Origin of the sequence: Candidatus Corynebacterium faecigallinarum (assembly GCF_052264515.1) — a bacterium.
Classification (GTDB): Bacteria; Actinomycetota; Actinomycetes; order Mycobacteriales; family Mycobacteriaceae; genus Corynebacterium; species Corynebacterium faecigallinarum.
This window is the reverse complement of the sequence record NZ_JBQQOC010000003.1, coordinates 25,241-45,025: the sequence shown is the minus strand read 5'-3', so window position 1 is coordinate 45,025 and position 19,785 is coordinate 25,241. Positions and strand designations below refer to the sequence as shown.

Sequence of the window (19,785 nt, the reverse complement as noted above, 5' to 3'; positions counted from 1 at the left end):
GCGGAACAAGTGCTGTGACCGTCGACACAGCGACGGTATGTCCCCTACTATGCCACCCGGTCGTCCAGATTCCGTTTGCTGGGTGAACTGGCGGGGGTGGGGCCGGAGATGGCGGACCGACGGTGTTCCCGGTTCACCACATGTGGTCCGACCTTGTCCCGCCAGTACATTCGTCGGACGCGACGGTATGATCCGCCGGTCCTGCGCATGCCCCCGATCGGCATCCGTGTAGTTCCCGTTCCAGGAAAGGAGCGGGGGTACTGCGGGCGTTCGTGCTGGGGTGCCCGGTACTGCTGCAGTGCCGCGGGCCATCGTGGCCACCACTGCCGGACAGCGGGGGATACCGACCCCGCCCCGTGGCCTTTCTCCCGGGTGGGTACTACACTCTGCAGGCCATGCAACAGACGCGCCCCGACCTCTCCGACTACCCCCACTTCTCGGCCGGGAAGGTCCGCGAGATCTACGAGATCGACCAGGACACCCTGCTCATGGTGGCCACCGACCGGATCTCGGCCTATGACTTCATCCTGGACAGCCCGATCCCGGACAAGGGCCGCATCCTCACCGCGATGAGCGACTTCTTCTTCGCCGCCCTCGACGTCCCCAACCACCTCGCCGGACCGGCGGATGACCCGCGCATTCCCGAGAGTGTCCTCGGCCGGGCCCAGGTCTGCCGCAAGCTGGACATGCTGCCCTTCGAATGCGTCGTGCGCGGCTACCTCACCGGATCGGGTCTGAAGGAGTACCGGAACACTGGTGAGGTGTGTGGCGTGGAACTGCCCGAGGGGCTGACCGAGGCGTCCAGACTGCCGGAACCCATCTTCACCCCGGCGACGAAGGCGGAGATCGGCGACCACGACGAGAACGTCCCCTTCTCCCGCGTCGTCAACGACCTGGGTGCCGAGCGTGCCGAGGAACTGCGCCGGGCGTCCATCGAGATCTACACCCGCGCCGCCGAGATCGCCGCCGAGCACGGCATCATCCTGGCGGACACGAAGTTCGAGTTCGGGTTGGACGCCGAGGGCACCCTGGTGCTGGCCGACGAGGTCCTCACCCCGGACTCCTCGCGGTACTGGCCGCTGGACTCCTACGAGGTGGGCAAGGTGCAGCCCAGCTTCGACAAACAGTACGTGCGCAACTGGCTGACCGGCACGAAGTCCGGCTGGGACCCCGCTGACGGCACCCCGCCGCCGGAGCTGCCCGGATCCGTACTCGAGGCCACGCGGGAACGTTACGTGGAGGCCTACGAGCGGATTTCCGGCATGCGCTTCGCCGACTGGATCGGCACCTGCAGCGACCGGTAAACGGCGCCCAGACGGTGCCCGGGCGGTCCGCAGGCGGCGCGCGTAGAAACCGTGTCCGGGGTAGGGGCTACCATCGTGAGCCATGGAACCCACTACCCCGTCCGACCACTCATCCACTGCTGCCCCGGGGGATGCCCCGGTCACCGTGTCGGCATTGCCGCCGGTCGCGGCGAAGCTGCCCGTCACCCGGTCTTTCCACGGCCGTGACCTGCAGGACGACTATGAGTGGCTGCGGGACAAGGAGAACCCGGAGGTCCGGGCGCACCTCGAGGCCGAGAACGCCTGGACCGAGTCACGCACCAGCCACCTCAAGCCGCTGGAGGACGCCATCTTCACCGAGGTGAAGTCGCGGATCCAGGAGACCGACCTCTCGGTCCCGGTACGCTCCGGCGACTGGTGGTACTTCTCGCGGACCCAGGAGGGGCAGAGTTACGTCCAGATGTGCCGGATCCCGGTGGACAAGGGGGCCGGCGACGGCTCTGACAGTGCCAGCCAGCTCGCCCAGTGGGCCCCGCCGGAGATCGTCCCCGGCGAGTCAGCCCCCGGCGAGGAGGTCATCCTGGACTGCAACACCCTGGCCGAGGGAGCGGAATTCTTCAGCCTGGGCGCGGCCAGCGTGACCCTCGACGGCACCCTGTTGGCCTACTCGGTGGACAACGTCGGCGATGAGCGTTTCACCCTGCAGGTCAAGGATCTGACCACCGGTGACCTGCTGGACGACCGCCTCGAGGACATCGCCTACGGCGCCACCTGGGTCGGAGACGACCACCTCTTCTACCAGCGCGTCGACGACGCCTGGCGTCCCCACGAGATCTGGCGTCACCGCATCGGCACACCGGAGAGTGCGGACGTGTGCGTCTTCCGGGAGGACGACGAGCACTACTGGACCGGGGTGGGGGTCACCCGTTCGGAACGGTTCCTACTGGTCTCCACCGCCTCGAAGACCACCTCGGAGACCTGGTACCTGGACCTGGACACCGACCCCGAGGGTGGGCTGACCTGCGTGCGTCCCCGTGAGAAGGACGTCCAGTACGACGTCGACCATGTCGTCGTCGGCGGTCAGGACGCCTGGCTGGTCGTGCGCGAGGAGCTGGACGGCCTGCCCAACGGTGAGGTCGGACGGGCGCCGGTGGGGCCGATCGCCACCTTCGACGAGGAAGCGTCCTACGAGGTCATCGTGGCCCACCGTGACGACGTGCGTGTCGAAGGGGTGGACTGCTTCGCCGACCACCTGGTGCTGGCCACCCGGGAGAACGCGGTGGAGAAGCTGGCCCTGATGGACCTCTCCGAGGGCTGGGGAGAGTTCGAGCGCATCAGCTTCGACGAGGAGATCTACTCCGCTGGCACCGTCGGCAATTCGGAGTGGAGGTCCCCGGTGCTGCGGATCAGCTACACCAGCTACGTCACCCCGGGGCAGGTGTGGGAGATCGACCTGACCACCGGGGAGCGGGTGCTGCGCAAGGAGCAGACCGTGCTGGCCGGACCGGACGGTGAGGAGTTCGACGCCTCCCGCTACACCGCCTCGCGTCACTGGACCACCGCCTCCGACGGGGCACGGATCCCGGTCTCGCTGATCCGTCGGGTCGACGTTCCCCTGGAGCAGGTCAACCCGGTACTGCTCTACGGCTACGGCTCCTACGAGGCGAGCATGGACCCGTACTTCTCCGTCTTCCGCCTGTCCATGCTGGACCGCGGTGTGGTCTACGCCGTGGCGCACGTGCGCGGCGGCGGCGAGATGGGCCGGGCCTGGTACGAACAGGGCAAGGCGATGTCGAAGATGAACACCTTCACCGACTTCGTCGCCGTGGCCGATGACCTCATCGCCCACGGCTACACCACCCCGGAGAAGATGGTCGCCGAGGGCGGTTCCGCCGGGGGACTGCTGATGGGTGCGGTGGCGAACCTGGCACCGGACCGTTTCGCCGGGATCGAGGCCGTGGTCCCCTTCGTCGACCCGCTGACCTCGATTCTCATGCCGGAACTGCCGTTGACGGTGACCGAGTGGGAGGAGTGGGGCGACCCGTACCACGACCCCACGGTCTACGACTACATGGCGACCTACTCGCCGTACGAGAACGTCACCGAACAGGCCTACCCGCCGATCCTGGCGGTCAGCGGGCTCAACGACACCCGAGTGCTGTACGTGGAACCGACGAAGTGGATCGCGAAACTTCGTGAGGTCGCCGGCCGGGTGTCCCAGGAACAGCGCGGCAGTGAGTTCCTGCTGAAGACCGACATGACCTCCGGACATGGGGGAGTGTCGGGACGCTACGAGAAGTGGCGGCAGTCCGCTTTCGAGACCGCCTGGGAGCTCGACCGGATGGGCGCGACCGAGCGGATCTGACGGAGGCGCGGTGACGGCCGCCTGACGCTGCACCACCGCTGCGTCCCCGCTGCGTCTCTGTCGCGTCCCCGCTGTCCCCTCACTCCCGTTCCGTGGTGGTGACACCCCGTCGCGACCAACACGGGGCGGCAGTTTCAGATTCCGGGCCAACCGGTAAGGTTGGGGATTGTTCAAGATCCCGATCGCCAACCCCTGATCACCAACCCTTCACTGATGGAGAGAAGCACCGTGGCTCGAGTCGTTGTCAATGTCATGCCCAAGGCGGAGATCCTGGACCCCCAGGGTCAGGCCGTCGTCCGAGCCCTGGGGCGAATCGGCGTCTCGGGTGTCGCAGATGTCCGTCAGGGCAAGCGGTTCGAGCTGGAGGTGGACGGCACCGTGACCGCCGAGGACCTCGAGCACATCGCCAGCACCCTGCTCGCCAACACCGTGATCGAGGACTACGAGGTCGTCACCGCGGAGATCGCCGGGGAGAACAAGTAATGACGGCCCGCATCGGTGTCATCACCTTCCCCGGAACCCTCGACGACGTCGACGCCGCCCGCGCGGTGACCGTCGCCGGGGCCGAGGCCGTGAGCCTCTGGCACGCCGACGCCGACCTGAAGGACGTCGACGCCGTCGTCGTCCCCGGCGGCTTCTCCTACGGCGACTACCTGCGCTCCGGCGCCATCGCCGCCCAGGCCCCCGTCATGCGCTCGGTCGTCGAGCAGGCGGGCGAGGGTCTGCCCGTGCTCGGAATCTGCAACGGCTTCCAGATCCTCACCGAGGCAGGTCTGCTGCCCGGTGCCCTGACCCGCAACCAGGGCCTGCACTTCCACTGTGTGGACACCTACCTCGAGGTCGTCAACACCTCCACCGCGTGGACCTCCACCTTCAGTGAGGGCCAGAAGATCTTCATCCCGTCCAAGCACGGTGAGGGACGTTTTCAGGCCTCCGCCGAGACCGTCGCCGAGCTGGAGGGCGAGGGTCGTGTGGTCTTCCGCTACACCGACAACTTCAACGGCTCGGTCAACGGCATCGCCGGCATCACCTCGGCCAACGGCCGGGTCGTTGGCCTGATGCCGCACCCCGAGCACGCCGTCGAGACGATCACCGGCCCGTCGTTGGACGGTCTTGAACTGTTCCTGTCCGCCGTCGGCACCGTCGGTGCGGGCGCTGCCTGAGTCCACGAGACGTCTGTAGAGAAGTCTGAAGCGAAGTCTGTAGAGGAAGATCAATGACTGTCCACAACGACACCGTCGCCCACGCAGCCGACACCCCCGACCTGGACCAGCCCTGGGCAGAGCTCGGCCTGAAGGCCGACGAGTACCAGCGCATCCGCGACATCCTCGGACGTCGCCCCACCGCCGCCGAGTTGGCCATGTACTCGGTGATGTGGTCGGAGCACTGTTCTTACAAGTCCTCCAAGGTGCACCTGCGCTACTTCGGTGAGACCACCACCGAGGAGATGCAGTCCAAGATGCTCGCCGGGATCGGCGAGAACGCCGGTGTGATCGACATCGGCGACGGCAACGCCGTCACCTTCAAGGTCGAGTCCCACAACCACCCGTCCTACGTCGAGCCGTACCAGGGTGCGGCCACCGGTGTCGGCGGCATCGTCCGCGACATCATGGCCATGGGTGCCCGTCCGGTCGCCGTGATGGACCAGCTTCGCTTCGGTGCGGCGGATGCCCCCGACACCCAGCGCGTGCTGCCCGGCGTGGTGGCCGGCGTCGGCGGCTACGGCAACTGCCTGGGCCTGCCGAACATCGGCGGCGAAACCGTCTTCGATGCGTCCTACGCCGGTAACCCGCTGGTCAACGCCCTGTGTGTCGGAACACTCAAGAGCGATGACCTCAAGCTCGCCTTCGCCTCCGGTGTCGGCAACCGGGTGATCCTCTTCGGCTCCCGCACCGGACTGGACGGCATCGGCGGCGTGTCCGTGCTCGCCTCCGACACCTTCGAGGAAGGGGCCGAGCGCAAGTTGCCCGCCGTCCAGGTCGGCGACCCCTTCGCCGAGAAGGTGCTCATCGAGTGCTGCCTGGACCTCTACGACGCCGGTGTGGTCGTCGGCATCCAGGATCTCGGCGGAGCCGGCCTGTCCTGTGCGACCTCCGAGCTGGCCGCCGCCGGTGACGGTGGCATGCACATCAACCTCGACAATGTGCACCTGCGCGCGGAGAACATGTCCGCCGCCGACATCCTGTCCTCGGAGTCGCAGGAGCGCATGATGGCCGTCGTCACCCCGGACAACGTCGATGCCTTCATGGAGATCTGCGCCAAGTGGGAGGTCATCGCCTCCGACCTGGGCGAGGTCACCGACGGCGACCACCTGGTTATCGAGCACCAGGGTGAGATCGTCGTCGACGCCGACGCCGCCACCATGGCCGACGAGGGCCCGGTCTACGAGCGTCCCTACGCCCGCCCGGAGACCCAGGACGCACTGAACACCGCCCCGGAGCTGGCCCGTCCGGCCACCGTCGAGGCCGTGCGCCAGGCGGTGCTGGACCTGGCGTCCTCCCCGGCGCTGTGCTCGCGTGCGTACATCACCGAGCAGTACGACCGCTACGTCCGCGGCAACACGGTGCTGGCGAAGAACGCCGACGGTGGCGTCCTGCGTATCGACGAGGAGACCGGACGCGGCATCGCCGTCGCCACCGACGCCTCCGGCCGGTACACCAAGCTGGACCCGAACACCGGTGCGCGCCTGGCCCTGGCCGAGGCCTTCCGCAACGTCTCCGTCACCGGTGCGACCCCGGTCGCGCTGTCGAACTGCCTGAACTTCGGCTCCCCGGAGGACGCCGGCGTGATGTGGCAGTTCCGTGAGGCCGTCCACGGTCTGGCCGACGGTGCGGCTGAGCTGGGCATCCCGGTCACCGGCGGTAACGTCTCTTTCTACAACCAGACCGGCTCCGAGGCCATCCTGCCGACCCCGGTGATCGCCGTGCTGGGCACCATCGACGACGTCGCCACCCGCATCCCCGCCCAGCCGGTCGCCGGTGAGTACCAGCTGCTGCTGGTCGGTGCTGAGACCGCCGATGAGTTCGGTGGATCGATCTGGCAGCAGGTCGCCCACGGCACCCTCGCCGGCCTGCCGCCGCAGGTCGACCTGGCTGCCGAGCAGAAACTGGGTGCAGCCCTGTCGGAGCTGCGCGGAGTCGTCGCCTCCGCACATGACCTCTCCGAGGGCGGCCTGTCGCAGGCACTGGTGGAGTTCGCCGTGCAGTCGGGTGCCGCCGTGTCCGTCGACCCGGTCGCTGCACTGTCCGAGTCCGCGACCACCGGTGACGCCGTCGCCGACGTGTTCACCGCCCTGGCATCCGAGACCGCGACCCGCGTGCTCGTCGCCGTCGAGGCCGGCAAGGTCGCCGAGGCCGAGACCGTCTTCGGTAACCACGGTGTGCCGGTGTCGCGGCTGGGTGTCGCCCTCGTCTCCGGTGACGTCTCCGCGGCCGGCTCCGGTTCCGGGGGCCAGGTCATCGAGGTGACCACCGAGGGCGCTGCCTTCACTCTGCCCGTCACCGAGGCGCGCGCTGCGTGGGAGGGCACCCTGCCTCGCCTGTTCAGCCACGCCGTGGGCGCTAACTCCGTCGTGGAGTAGGACGCACCGCGGTCGGGTGCCTCGGCCAGACGCCATCGGCCGGGGCAGCGGCCGTGCGCCGCAGCGTCCTACCGCGGGCGTCGCCCTGACAATCGACCCGAACTGAACATAGATCCGCTGAATCCCAGGATTCGCGGGATCCATGCTCAGTTCGGGTCGTTCTTGGTCGTTCTTGGTTGATCTTGGCAGGTCTCGGCCACCTGTGGTCGTCTCAAGGATGCCGCAGGTCGCCCAAGGCGGCCGCTGGGGGTACTTCGGGCAGCAGGGAAGGGTGTCGGAAACGAGCAGCACAAGGGCCTAATCCCGGTGTCTACCCGTGAGTGAGGACATTTCCCCGCTGCGAACAACGAGAAACCTAGTTTTTGCTAATCTCCTCTTTGTCTTCAATAGGGGTGCAACTGACGGCACCCGACGTTTCAAGAGAAAAGAAGGCCCAATGGCTCACTATGACCTGTACCAGTCCCTGGGGCTGGACCGACAAGCGTCGACCGCGGATCTCGCCCGCGACCTCGACGACCGGCTGTCCTCCGCGGCCCCCGACGACGCCGGAATGATCGACCAGCTGACGACCGCGCGCGCCATCCTCGGTGATGACACCCGCCGCGGGCTGTACGACCAGCGGTTGGACGACCCGAACGCGGCCGAGATCGACATCGACTCCCTGCACGAGCTCGCAGCGCTGAACGTCGCCGGATCAGCGAGTGCCGGGGCGGGTGCCAGCGCCGCCGGCGCCGCCGGCGCCGCCGGTGCCTCTGGCGCCGGCAGGGGTCAGCAGTTCCAGCAGCAGGCCGGACAGTTCGCCCGCACCGCCGGGGCGAAGACCGCCGAGGCCACCCACCAGGTGCAGGACTCCTTCATGCAGTCCAAGGGGCTGGCCATCGGCATCACCGCACTGGTGACCGCCGTGGTCGTGCTCCTCGGCGGCTGGGGCATCGGGAAGATCTTCGGTGGCGACGGCCAGCCCGACTTCTCCGACGCGCAGAAGACCGTCAACACCTTCCTCGAGCAGAAGAGTGCCGATGACCTGCGGAGCTGGCTGAACGACAACACCGCCCACCAGAACCGTGAAGACATCCTGCGCGCCATGGGGGCAGACGAGGACGCCTACGACTCCTTCAGCGGCATGGACTCCTTCTTCGACGCCAGCAGCCTGGAGGCTGGCGCCGGTATGTCCTTCGAGCAACAGGCCATCTACTTCGGCACAGACGTGGACGAGATCTACGAGGAAGCCGAGGATGAGGGATTCTCCCGCGACGAGGTCGACTCGATGGTGATCATCGGGATCAAGGACGGCTCCGACAACTACAAGGGCGAGATCACCTTGGTGAAGAAGGACGGCGACTACAAGATCATCGACGTCACCAAGTCCTATTCCGCCAGCGACTACGAGTAGAAGAGGTTCACCATCATGGCTCACTATGACATCTACCAGTCGCTCGGACTGGAGCGTTTTGCGTCCTCGACGGACCTTGCCCAGCAGATCGACGACCGTCTCGCCGCCGTCGGGCCGGGCGATGCCGGGGCGAGGGAAGAACTGACCGTCGCCCGCTCCATTCTCGGTGACGAGACCCGCCGCGGTCTCTACGATCAGCGGTTGGACGACCCCTCCGCCGCTGAGATCGACATCGACTCCCTGCGGGAGCTCGCCTCCCTCAACCTCGGGGGACAGTCCGGAGGCTCAGCTGCCTCCACCGGGTCGGGTAAGGGGCAGCAGTTCCAGCAGCAGGCCGGACAGTTCGCCCGCACCGCCGGGACGAAGACCGCCGAGGCGTCCCACCAGGTGCAGGACTCCTTCAAACAGTCCAAGGGTCTTGCGATCATCGTCACCGCCGTGGTGACCGCAGTGGTCGTCGGCGTGGCCGGCTGGGCACTGGGACTGTTCGGTAAGACCGAGGACAAGGCCGCCAAGGGCCTGGTCAACGAGATGCTCGACAAGAACAACTCCGATGACCTTCGTTCCTGGATCCAGGACAACTCCACCCACCAGGACCGCGACGAGGTCATGAGCACATTGAAGCTCAGCGGTGACGATTCCTTCAACGGGATGGACGCCCTGTTCGGCGGCAGCGACCTCTCCGCCGGTACCCGGGTGTTGGACGCTGAACAGTTGAAGATGTCCCTCGGTAGTTCCAGCAAGGACTTCTACGAGGGGGCTGAGGACGAGGGCTACACCCGCGAAGAAATCGACAGCACGGTCTTCATCGCCGTCATCGACAAGAACGACAAGCCCAGGGGTGCTGTGGGCATGCTCGAGCGGGACGGCGATTTCCAGATCATCGCCGTCGAGACCCTGGACTAATTTAGCTCATCGGGTACTGGCTCTCATTGCGCAACGGCTCGACCAGCGGCATCGGCCGGTACTTCGTGCGCAGCTCACGCAGCGTGACGGCGTGTTGCTCCAGGCGCTTGTCCTCCGGGGTGGTGGGGACGAACTTGCGGGCCGGTAGGGGATTGCCGTCGATGTCGGTGGAGATGTAGGTCATCGACGCGTGGATCGCCACCGGCAGGTTGCCGGTACCTTCCCGCGGGTCACCGGCGCGAAGGTGCACCGACACCGACAGGCTGCGCACGTCCGTCCGGATCACCCGGGCCTCGACCTCGACGAGGTCGCCGATGTGCACAGGACGGTAGAAGCGGAAACCGCCGGCGTACACCGCCACCGTCCGCTCCCCGGTCCATGCCGAGGTGCACGCCGAGGCAGCCTCGTCGATCCACTCCATGGCAGTACCACCGTGGACGTTGCCGCCCCAGTTGACGTCGGTGGGCTTGGCCATGAAGCGGTGGGTCATCCGGGGTGCGGTGGAGGCGTCCGGATCATCGGAGTAGGACTGCTTGAGCATCTCCTCCTCGATCGCCTTGCGCAGCTGCACGCGCGACATCGCGGCGTCCCGGACCCGGATCTCCTCCTCGGTCTTCGGCTCGTACGGCGGCACCGGCATGGACTTGCGGTCCTCGGTCATCGCCACGAAGATCACCAGGCAGTCGCAGGCGCGGGTGAATACGCCCTCGCGTGGGTCGGCGGACAGCACCTCGTTGACGATGTGCATCGACGAGCGGCCGGTGGCCACGATGCGCGAGCGGACCTCCACGATGTGGCCGGAGGGAATGGGGCGTGTGAAGTGGATGTGGCCCACATAGGCAGTCACGCAGTATGCGCCGGACCAGCCGACCGCACAGGCGTAGGCTCCCTTATCGATCCATTCCAGTACGCGGCCGCCGTGTACGCCGAGAGCACCTTGCATCAGGATGTCGGTGGGCGCAGCCATGAATCGGAGCGTCGTCTGGGAGTGCAGTTCTCGTCCCTGGGCGGCTGCCTGTGCTCCTGTATCCGGCACGGATTCCCTTTCGGTAGATCGGTGATGCAGTCCATGGTACAGACCCTAAGATGGCTGCATGACAGTCAGCAGAGTAGATCCTGCCGCCGTGCGCGCGGCCCTCCTTGACGTCTGGCCGTGGGTGTCGGCACCTGAGGGTACTCCGCGGCCACCGCGGGCGAAAGTCGCCGCCGCGGTGCGCCTCACCGTCGCCCAACTGGGTCAGGACGCCCCAGGTCACAGCGTCGAGGTCAGGGTGCCTCCCTTTGCTGCGGTGCAGTGCGTCGCCGGCTCGGTGCACCGGCGTGGCACCCCACCGAATGTCGTCGAATGCGATGCGCTGACCTGGCTGGGACTGGCCGGGGGACTGCTCGACGTGGACGCGGCGATCGCCGCCGGTGCAGAGGTGTCCGGGGCCCACGCCACCGACATCGCCCACTGGTTGCCGGTCGTTGCAGTGCAGGACGGGTCGGGAAGGTAGTCTTGTGACAGCCTGCTCCGCATGAATCGAGCGGAACGGGGCGCACGAGAGCAAATGAAAGCATGGGATTGTGACTGACCTGACCGACACCCCCGATACGTCCGACAACGCCGACGGCGCGAGTTACGCCGCTGCCGGTGTCGACATCGAAGCTGGCGACCGTGCGGTGGAGCTCTTCGCCCCGCTGGCGAAGCAGGCCACCCGACCGGAGGTCAGGGGAGGTCTCGGCGGCTTCGCCGGACTTTTTGCACTGGGGGAGTACGAGAAGCCGCTTCTCGCCGCCGGATCGGACGGGGTGGGCACCAAGCTCGCCGTCGCCCAGGCGATGGACAGGCACGACACCATCGGACGTGACCTGGTCGCCATGGTCGTCGATGACCTCGTGGTCTGCGGCGCTGAGCCGCTGTTCCTGCAGGACTACATCGCCGTCGGTAAGGTCGTGCCCGAGAAGGTCGCCGAGATCGTGTCCGGCATCGCCGCCGGCTGCGTCGACGCCGGTTGTGCCCTGCTGGGCGGCGAGACCGCCGAGCACCCCGGTGTGATGGAGGTCGACGACTACGACGTCTCCGCCACCGCCGTCGGTGTGGTCGAGGAGGCCAAGCTGCTCGGCCCCGACCGGGTCCGTAACGGTGACGTGGTCATCGCCATGGCGGCCTCGGGCCTGCACTCCAACGGCTACAGCCTGGCCCGCCACGTGCTCCTGGATCGCGCCGGTCTCGACCTCGACGGATACAGCGAGGAGTTGGGACGCACCCTCGGCGAGGAGATGCTCGAACCCACCCGTATCTACGCGCTGGACTGCCTTGCACTGGCCGCCGAATGCGATGTTCACACCTTCTCCCACGTCACCGGTGGCGGTCTGGCCGCGAACCTGGCCCGCGTCATTCCGGACGGCCTGGTCGCCGAGCTGAACCGTGGCTCCTGGGAGCCGCTGCCGATCTTCCGGCTCATCGAGCGTCTCGGCAAGGTCTCCCGCGAGGAGATGGAGAAGACCTTCAACATGGGCGTCGGCATGGTCGCCGTCGTCGGCGAGGACGATGCAGAGCGCGCCCTGGCGATGCTCACCGCCCGCCACGTTGACTGCTGGAAGCTCGGTCAGCTGCGTCTCGCAGAGGACGGCGAGGACGCCTCCGGCGACGCCGTGATGGTCGGGGAACACTCCCACAGCTAGCCCCGCACGACGCCCATCCCCGGTGGACCAGTGATCCCCGGGGGTGAGTCATATGTCGAGGGGGGCAGCATGCAGAGAACCGGTGCCGGCGCAGATCATCTGCACCGGCACCGGTTCTCTCGGGGAGTGTTCCCGGGGGAGGGTACGGTCCCGTTACCGGCCGTGTTCCCGACCACTACCGGTCGTTGGACTCCTCGGCACCCCAGTCGTCCCACTCCTCGTAGTCACTCTCATGAGAGCCTTCATTCTCAGAGGAGAGCTCACGCTGGAGGCTCTCCAAATCCATGTCGGGAGAGCTGTACTTCAGCTGACGTGCAACCTTGGTTTGCTTTGCCTTCGCGCGGCCGCGACCCATGGCCTGACCCCCTCGGGTGTCCAGGCGAATGGCCGGGGAATTGTGGCCATTCGCGCTCTGTGTCTGTGTATCTCTTCTGCCACCACAATAGCGGTTGTGGGCGCAGTTGTCAGACACACCCCTCCGTCGGGCTGAGGTGCCGCCTGTTCCCGCAGGTCAGTTGCAGGTGGAGGTGGTCACGCCCTTCCCTTCAGCCGGTCGACCGCCGCCTTGCCGGGCCGGGCGGACGTATCGACCCGGACATCATCGGGGTCCACCGAGGCATCGATGCCGTCCACGCTCAACGGCGGCACGTCCGCACCGGCCGCCAGTTTCTCGATCACCTGACGCTTGAGCAGCGCCAACGCCACCGGGCCGAAATCGGCATCCTGGACGGTGCGTCCTATCCGGCCGACCGTCCTGCCACCGGCGGTGACCGGCGCACCGGTCTCCGGGGCGCGCTGCGCCGAGCCGTCCAGCTGCAGCACCACCAACTGACGCGGCGGGCGACCAAGGTTGTGCACCCGCGACACCGTCTCCTGGCCGCGGTAACACCCCTTGTTCAGGTGCACGGCGGTGTCAGTGGGCAGGGCGGTGTCCTCGGCCAGTCGGGTGGCCTCGCCGGCGGCCAGGACGTCAGCACCGAGGAAGGCGGTGACCTCGTGGGGGATCAGCCGCTCATCGGTGTCCACGCCGAGCTCCGGCCACCGGTCCCGCACGCGCAGGGCATCGAGTGCCCAGCCACCGGTGGGGCGGGCCCCCTCGGCGACGAGTGCGTCCCACACCGGGATCTGGTTGTCGGGTGCCACCCACAGGTCGACGACCGGCCGCCCGCCACAGGTGCGGGTGGACCAGTAGGCCACCAGGTCATCGGCGACGGCGGGAAGGGGGCTGGCTGCCCCGGCACGGGCAAGCCCGGTGGCAGGGTCAATCACGGCACCCACGTCAGGGCCGGGGTTCACCACACTGACCCGGACCAGGTCGGCGGGCTCTACCTTCACCTGGGCCCAGAAGATCATTTTCCGCAGGAAGTCCAGCAGGGCAGTGTCATCGGCACCTGTACCACTCCCGACGTCCAACAGCAGCGTGTCGGGCGCGACCGCGGCGACACCGAAGAGATGCTCCACCCGCCCCTGGGCATCCAACAGCAGGCCGTGGGTGGCGGAGCCCTCCGGAATCGCGTCGATCTTCTGCGAGATGAACCCGTTGAGCCAGCTCGCGGCCTCCGGCCCGGTGACGAGGATGGCGGAACCGTCCCACCCGTCGACGACACCGGTGTCGCCTTCGTCGATCCGGGTCTGCTCGACCAAGGGGGCACCGTAGTGCCGGGCGGTGCGGAAGTCGGTGCCCGAACCATCCTCGGTACTGGCCCCGGCGACGTGGTCGACGAGGGGACTGACGATCTCTGGCGTGTGCTCTGTGACGCTCACCCCACCCACCCTAGTACCACCCGGCACCCCGTGTCAGGCACACACCGGCTTAGACTGGTCGACCATGAGCACCAGCACCCCGCCCGCAGGCCCTGCAGAGATTGTCGTCGACGTCCACCCGGCCGGCGGACCGGCCCCGCACCTGGTCGACGGCACGGTGCCGGTGATCCACATCGACGACCTTGCCGCACGCCGCGGCGACGGAATCTTCGAGACGCTCATGGTCCGCGACGGCCGGGTCCGCAACCTGGAGCGGCACCTGGACCGCTTCGTGCGCGGCGCCGACCTGCTCGACCTGCCCACCCCGGACACCGGACGCTGGCTCGCCGCGGTCGACACGGCGCTGGACGCCTGGTGCGAGGCAGGCGGAGAGGAGGCCTCGTTACGGTGGCTGTATTCGCGGGGCCGCGAGTCTACCGGCGAGGTCACCGGCTGGGTGACGATCTCCCCGGAGTCCGCCTCGGTGGTCGACCAGCGCAGTAACGGGGTGCGCGTGATGACCGCCCACCGTGGCTTCTCGCTGAACATCGAGAGCGACTCGCCGTGGGCGCTGGTGGGTGCCAAGACCCTGTCGTACGCGATGAACATGGCGGCCCTGCGCCACGCCAAGGCGCAGGGGTTGGACGACGTGATCTTCGTCGCTGACGGCGACCGCGTGCTGGAAGGGCCGACCTCGACGGTGGTGGCGGTCACCGGACGCCGGATGGTCACCCCGGTGCAGGAGGTCGGCGTGCTGCCCGGCACCACCCAGGCCACCCTGTTCCGGCTCGCCGCCGAACAGGGCTGGGGGACCGGGGAAGAGGTGCTGACCGTGGACGACCTCAAGGCCGCCGACGGGGTGTGGTTGGTGTCCTCGGTGCGTATCCACGCCCGGGTCACCGAGATCGACGGGACCCCCCAGTCCCTCCCGGATCAGGCCGACGAGGTCGAGGCACTCATCGTGGAGGCCGCGACCCGCTAGCTGTACTTCCCGGGGAGGTTGTGAACGGCCCACCGGGGTGACGAGAAGCTAGCCGATCACCCGGGTGAGCTCGGCGGACATCCAGGGGGTGAGCTCGCCGCCGGCCCCACCGGCCCCGCCGGCGAGGCGCTCGTCGACCCAACCAAGGTTGTTGTTCGGCATCAGGCCGTAGAGCCGCTTGCCGGGGCCGAAGTCGGCCGGGCCGGTCTCGGTGGCCAGCGTCGAGGCGCTCTCCAGCTCCCAGGCGCGCTCGGTGCGGGGGCGGCCGTACATGACCTCGACCACGCCGGTGCTGTGCACCGTGAGGAACTCGATGTCGTCCTTCTCGCTGATCCGCACGAAACCGGTCTCCCGGAGATCCTGGCCGGTGGCCTCGCCGTTGTCGTCCAGTCGCCAGATCCGCGAGCTGTAGGACAGGTAGTTCTCGCCGTCGTGGGCGAAGACCAGCTGCTGCCCGAAGGCGTACTCGTCACCGCCGTCGACGGGGGAGGCGTGGCCCTCGCCGCGCCACACGCCGACCAGCGGCAGCAGGGCCAGCAGGCCGTCGTGCAGGTTCGGGCCCTCGCGGAGGTTGGCGGTGTCCTCGGCGACGGGGAGGTCACCCAGGGTGGGGAGGTTGCGTCCTGACGTCTGCTTGGCCTGCTCCTCGGCCCGGGCGACGGCCTCGTTGCCGCTGAGACCGCTGCCGCTGTTGCCGTTGGTACCAGTGTTCTCGGTTGTCATGGGGGACAGCCTACCGGTCCTACAGTCCGGGGCGTTCGTCCTCCCCGAGTGGGGCGGACCGCGGTGCGAGGTCGGAGACACTGATCTTGGTGAAGTACTCCGAGGCCTCGATGAACAGGCTGCCGCCGGAGGTGTAGACCCGACGGGGTGCGCTGTTCAGCGGCAGGGAGGACCTGGTGAACTCGAAGGTGAAGGCGTCCATCACCTTGTCCCGGGTGGCCTCGTCGAGGGCATTGATGTCGTCGGCGGAGCTGCCGTCCGGGGTGTCGGTGATCTCCACCGGTGTGAGGATGACATCGCCCTGCCAGACCCGCAGGTCCAGGTTCACCTCGTACGCCCCGTCCTCACCGTCCGGGGTGCCGGAGAGGTAGGCCTCGGTCTCCCAGCCGCCCTGCGGGGAGGAGTTGTCCTGGCTGCGCAGCGTGAGGTCGCTGATGCCCATATGCTCCCCGAGCTCCACGGTGTCCATCTGGATCCGGGTGAACACCTCTTCGGCAGGGGCGTCGCGGAAGTCACCGGTGAGTACCGCCGACCGGTCGAGTGTGATCTTCCTCGCAGAGGACGCCACGGTCACCCGTCCGAAATCGGGGATCTCGACGTCCCGGGACTCGACGTGGATCGACGGAACCTCGTTGGTCAGCACCGCGGCGGTGTAGGGCATACCGGTGACCAGAACCTCCGGCGGGGCGGCGAGGTGGGAGTCCCGGTAGATCCGGTCGGAGATCTGCTTCTCCACCCGGGCGGCCACGAGGCTGTCGACGACGATCCCGACGGCAACCAGTGAAAACAGGGTGATCAGGATGATGACCAGCACGCGCAGGCCACGGCGTCCCCCCGTGCGTCCTTTCCCACGATCCTTCCCGTTCCGACCGCGCGTGCGGTCGGCGCCCCGGGTCTCAGGTGTCGGGGCGGTGGCCGGTTCGGTCGTCTCTGGGGTGTCGTGCACCGCCCCAGCATACAAAGCGCCTGTCGGTGCGTGACAACGGCGAGGCCCGGGACCGGTCATGTTTCGGTCGTGTTTCACCGACCCGGGCGGGCTAATGTGCAGGTCGGCGCGGTGTAAGCTAGACGATACCGCGACCGGAAAGGATTCCCACCGTGCGACTTACCCTGCTCTCCGACAACCAGCACCTCCAGGAGGTGCTTCCGTCTCTTGAGCTGCTGACCCACGAGGTGGACATGTGGCCACCGACAGCGTCGTCGATCAAGGACATCGGAGTTGTGGACGCCGCGGACATCGTCATCGTCGACGTCACCGGAACCAACCTGCTCGCCGCCCGCGACCTGTGTCGTTCGGTCGCCGCCGCCCACCCGACCCGCCCGGTCGCCGTGGTCATGGCCGAGAGCAGTGTCATCGCCCTCGACGGATCCTGGGCGGTGGACGACTTCCTGTTGCCCACCGCGAGCCCCACCGAGGTGGACGCCCGGCTGCGCATGCTGATGACCCGACGTCCGGTGCCGGTGGAAGAGGCCGAGGACACCCAGGTCGCCTCGATCGGTGCCCTGGTCGTCGACGAGGTCACCTACGTCGCCCGGGTGGAGGGACGCCCCCTCGACCTGACGTACAAGGAGTTTGAGCTGCTGTACTTCCTGGTGCGACACCCGGGCCGGGTATTCAGCAGGGAACAGCTGCTCAAGGACGTGTGGGGTTACGACTACTTCGGAGGAACCCGCACGGTGGACGTCCACGTTCGACGACTCCGGGCGAAACTCGGCCAGGACTACGACAAGGTCATCGCCACAGTGCGTAACGTGGGGTACAAGGCAGTGGATTTCGACAACGAACCCACCCTGCCCGCCGCTCGGTCAGGCCACTGACATACGCCGACCGTGAGAAGTTACGGACTTGGAGACGGACATGCACACCGACACTGACCCCCAGAAAGCCACCACAGCCTCTGTATCCTCCGCACGCTCAGTGGTCTACCGCGATCTTGACGCGTCGTCGAGTGAGGAGTTGGCCGCGGTACGACACCTGCTCGACGAGGTCAGCAAGGCAGACGGTGTCCCCGCCTACGGGGAGGCCTTCCTCCGCGCCCTCGACTCCGAGTCCGCCGACAGTGTCGGCTACGTCCACATGGTCGCCGTGGAGGGCGATGAGCTGCTCGGCGTGGTCTCCATGAACTCCTCCTACCTCTGCGAGATCGCGGTCCACCCCGACCACCGGCGTCGCGGGATCGGTTCCGAACTGCTGCGCATCCTCGGCCGCAGTCTCGACGGTGACCAGCAGCTCAGCGTCTGGTCCCACGGTGCTCTGCCGGGCGCGATGGAGTTCGCCGACCACCGGCAGTCCCGCTTGGTCCGCGAACTGCTGAAGATGACGGTGGACTGCGACCCCACTCGTGAGGAGAGCGCCGCGCGCCGGGCGGACCTGCTGCACAGTCGCGACAAGTCGCTGGCCAAGATCCAGGACGCCGGGTACCGCGTCCTGGACTACGTCGAATCCTCGGCGAAGTTCGGCGGTCGGGTCACCGACGCAGAGTGGCTGCGGGTCAACAACGAGGCCTTCGCCTGGCATCCGGAGCAGGGCGGCTGGGACATGGAGAAGCTCCTCGACGCCCGGGACGTCGACTGGTTCGACCCCAACGGTGTGCTGCTGTTGTGGCAGGACGAGGAGTGTGTCGGTTTCCACTGGACCAAGCGTCCCGACGGTGACCCGCACGGCGAGGTGTACGTGGTCTGTCTCGCCGACGCCGCCCGAGGCAAGGGGTTGGGTACGCCGATGACGCTGCTGGGGATGGGGTACCTCCTGGACAACGGGGCACGGGCGATCGATCTCTACGTCGAGGGCGACAACGTTCCGGCGGTGGCCACCTACGAGAAGCTCGGATTCACCGTCGCGCACCGCGACGTCGTCTTCCGCGGCATTCTCTGACCAGGCATTTCGCAGAGTTCATTTTCCGTTCACCTGGTCGGTGCCTGGTGTCCACCATGCCTGCATAACGTACGTGGCCGTTGAATGTGGTGGATCCACAACGACACGTGAATGTTCTGTACACCCAGCATCGAAGGACGCCTCAAGTGAAGACCCAGACCCAGCGACCGCAGCGACGTACCGCGGCCACCACCGCAGCAGTGACCGTCGCGGTGAGCTCCCTCATCCTCGCCGGTTGCTCGAACTCCAACGACGGTTCGGCCGAAGGCGGCAGCGGCAACTACGAACTCAGCGGCACCGAGGGCACGCTAACCGGCGAAGGCGCCAGCTCCCAGCAGAAGGCCATCGAGCAGTTCGGTGTCGCCTACTCCTCCGCCGTGCCCGGTGCCACGCTGTCCTACAACGCCAGCGGTTCCGGCTCCGGTCAGACCCAGTTCCTCGCGAACCAGGTCGATTTCGCCGGCTCCGACTCGCCGTTGGACGAGGAGCAGGCCGCCGAGGCCACCAACCGTTGCGAGGGCAACGACGCCTGGCATCTGCCGCTGGTCATCGGCCCGGTCGCCGTCGCCTTCAACCTCGACGGTGTGGACGACCTGAACCTGTCGGTCGACACAATCGCGAAGATCTTCAACGGGGACATCCGCAACTGGAACGACGAGGCCATCGCCGCCGACAACGAGGGTGTCGACCTGCCGGACCAGCCGATCGACGTGCTGTACCGCTCCGAGGAGTCCGGTACCTCCGACAACTTCCAGAAGTTCCTGAACACCGCCACCGACGGCCTGTGGGAGAACGAGGGCAAGTCCTTCCCGACCGAAGTCGGTTCCGGTGCCCAGGGCTCCTCCGGAGTCTCCGACCAGGTCAAGGCCACCAACGGCTCCATCACCTACGTCGAGTCCGGTTTCGCCACCGCCAACGACCTGGGCATCGCCAACATCGACTTCGGCTCCGGCCCGACCGAGCTGAACGCAGAGACCGTCAACAACGCCCTCGGCGACGTCAGCTTCTCCGGTGAGGGCAACGACCTCGTCGTCGACTCCGAGGCACTGTTCGCCACGAACGAGGAAGACGCCTACCCGCTGGTGTTGACCACCTACGAGATCGTCTGCTCGGCCGGCTACGACGAGGAGACCGCCGCCCGCGTCAAGGACTTCATGTACACCGTCCTGGACAGCCAGGACGAGGACTACGAGGAGTCCGGTTACATCCCGCTGAGCGGCGAGTTCAAGGAGAAGCTCGAGACCGCGATCGGCGAGCTGGAGTAGAAC

18 protein-coding genes are annotated in these 19,785 nt (G+C 67.3%); 13 read left to right on the top strand and 5 right to left on the bottom strand.

Going from position 1 to position 19,785, the window contains the following annotated elements; translation table 11 throughout:
* Positions 1-395: 395 nt before the first annotated feature.
* From ACTXPP_RS02225 to ACTXPP_RS02195, 7 genes are all read left to right on the top strand, one after another.
* Positions 396-1,304 (top strand): phosphoribosylaminoimidazolesuccinocarboxamide synthase, encoded by a 909-nt coding sequence (locus tag ACTXPP_RS02225; RefSeq protein ID WP_441583419.1) that lies wholly within the window; start codon positions 396-398, stop codon positions 1,302-1,304.
* An 82-nt stretch (positions 1,305-1,386) separates the two neighbouring features.
* Positions 1,387-3,648, top strand: a complete 2,262-nt coding sequence (locus ACTXPP_RS02220; RefSeq protein WP_443340670.1) for a S9 family peptidase — start codon at positions 1,387-1,389, stop codon at positions 3,646-3,648.
* A 228-nt stretch (positions 3,649-3,876) separates the two neighbouring features.
* Positions 3,877-4,131 (top strand): phosphoribosylformylglycinamidine synthase subunit PurS, encoded by a 255-nt coding sequence (gene purS / locus ACTXPP_RS02215; RefSeq protein ID WP_301496806.1) that lies wholly within the window; start codon positions 3,877-3,879, stop codon positions 4,129-4,131.
* On the top strand, positions 4,131-4,811 hold the full coding sequence (gene purQ, locus ACTXPP_RS02210) for a phosphoribosylformylglycinamidine synthase subunit PurQ (RefSeq protein WP_301520537.1): 681 nt from the start codon (positions 4,131-4,133) through the stop codon (positions 4,809-4,811). Before purS ends, purQ begins: the two co-directional genes overlap by 1 nt.
* Before the next feature lie 53 nt (positions 4,812-4,864).
* A complete protein-coding gene (purL, locus tag ACTXPP_RS02205; RefSeq protein ID WP_443340667.1) occupies positions 4,865-7,228 on the top strand; it encodes a phosphoribosylformylglycinamidine synthase subunit PurL in 2,364 nt (787 codons plus the stop codon).
* A gap of 436 nt (positions 7,229-7,664) precedes the next feature.
* A complete protein-coding gene (locus tag ACTXPP_RS02200; protein ID WP_443340665.1) occupies positions 7,665-8,621 on the top strand; it encodes a hypothetical protein in 957 nt (318 codons plus the stop codon).
* Positions 8,622-8,636: 15 nt separating this feature from the next.
* On the top strand, positions 8,637-9,527 hold the full coding sequence (locus tag ACTXPP_RS02195; RefSeq protein ID WP_443340663.1) for a hypothetical protein: 891 nt from the start codon (positions 8,637-8,639) through the stop codon (positions 9,525-9,527).
* 1 nt (position 9,528) lies between these two features.
* On the opposite strand, the gene ACTXPP_RS02190 is transcribed toward ACTXPP_RS02195, so the two are convergent.
* The gene (locus ACTXPP_RS02190; RefSeq protein WP_443340661.1) at positions 9,529-10,494 is read right to left on the bottom strand and encodes an acyl-CoA thioesterase; all 966 of its coding nucleotides are present in this window, start codon (positions 10,492-10,494) and stop codon (positions 9,529-9,531) included.
* Between the two features lie 127 nt (positions 10,495-10,621).
* On the opposite strand from ACTXPP_RS02190, the gene ACTXPP_RS02185 reads away from it, so the two are divergent.
* Positions 10,622-11,023: a sterol carrier family protein gene (locus ACTXPP_RS02185; RefSeq protein ID WP_443340659.1), complete on the top strand. Its 402-nt coding sequence runs from the start codon at positions 10,622-10,624 to the stop codon at positions 11,021-11,023.
* A gap of 79 nt (positions 11,024-11,102) precedes the next feature.
* Complete coding sequence (gene purM / locus ACTXPP_RS02180; protein WP_443340782.1) at positions 11,103-12,194, top strand: phosphoribosylformylglycinamidine cyclo-ligase; 1,092 nt, start codon at positions 11,103-11,105, stop codon at positions 12,192-12,194.
* A 175-nt stretch (positions 12,195-12,369) separates the two neighbouring features.
* Here the strand turns inward: purM and ACTXPP_RS02175 are convergent, their stop codons facing one another.
* Complete coding sequence (locus ACTXPP_RS02175) at positions 12,370-12,549, bottom strand: DUF3073 domain-containing protein (protein WP_301497015.1); 180 nt, start codon at positions 12,547-12,549, stop codon at positions 12,370-12,372.
* A gap of 176 nt (positions 12,550-12,725) precedes the next feature.
* Positions 12,726-13,958, bottom strand: a complete 1,233-nt coding sequence (gene ygfZ, locus ACTXPP_RS02170) for a CAF17-like 4Fe-4S cluster assembly/insertion protein YgfZ (protein ID WP_441583416.1) — start codon at positions 13,956-13,958, stop codon at positions 12,726-12,728.
* A gap of 64 nt (positions 13,959-14,022) precedes the next feature.
* Here ygfZ and ACTXPP_RS02165 point away from each other — a divergent pair, with 64 nt between their 5' ends.
* A complete protein-coding gene (locus tag ACTXPP_RS02165) occupies positions 14,023-14,919 on the top strand; it encodes an aminodeoxychorismate lyase (RefSeq protein WP_441583415.1) in 897 nt (298 codons plus the stop codon).
* Between the two features lie 48 nt (positions 14,920-14,967).
* Here the strand turns inward: ACTXPP_RS02165 and ACTXPP_RS02160 are convergent, their stop codons facing one another.
* Together ACTXPP_RS02160 and ACTXPP_RS02155 are read right to left on the bottom strand one after the other, a co-directional pair.
* Complete coding sequence (locus ACTXPP_RS02160; protein WP_441583414.1) at positions 14,968-15,642, bottom strand: heme-binding beta-barrel domain-containing protein; 675 nt, start codon at positions 15,640-15,642, stop codon at positions 14,968-14,970.
* Between the two features lie 19 nt (positions 15,643-15,661).
* Positions 15,662-16,588, bottom strand: a complete 927-nt coding sequence (locus tag ACTXPP_RS02155) for an LmeA family phospholipid-binding protein (RefSeq protein WP_441583413.1) — start codon at positions 16,586-16,588, stop codon at positions 15,662-15,664.
* A 152-nt stretch (positions 16,589-16,740) separates the two neighbouring features.
* On the opposite strand from ACTXPP_RS02155, the gene ACTXPP_RS02150 reads away from it, so the two are divergent.
* From ACTXPP_RS02150 to pstS, 3 genes are all read left to right on the top strand, one after another.
* Positions 16,741-17,460: a winged helix-turn-helix transcriptional regulator gene (locus tag ACTXPP_RS02150; RefSeq protein ID WP_441583412.1), complete on the top strand. Its 720-nt coding sequence runs from the start codon at positions 16,741-16,743 to the stop codon at positions 17,458-17,460.
* A 40-nt stretch (positions 17,461-17,500) separates the two neighbouring features.
* A complete protein-coding gene (gene mshD / locus ACTXPP_RS02145) occupies positions 17,501-18,517 on the top strand; it encodes a mycothiol synthase (protein ID WP_443340656.1) in 1,017 nt (338 codons plus the stop codon).
* 146 nt (positions 18,518-18,663) lie between these two features.
* Positions 18,664-19,782, top strand: coding sequence for a phosphate ABC transporter substrate-binding protein PstS (pstS, locus tag ACTXPP_RS02140; RefSeq protein WP_443340654.1), 1,119 nt, complete (start codon positions 18,664-18,666; stop codon positions 19,780-19,782).
* The last annotated feature ends 3 nt before the right edge of the window (positions 19,783-19,785 follow it).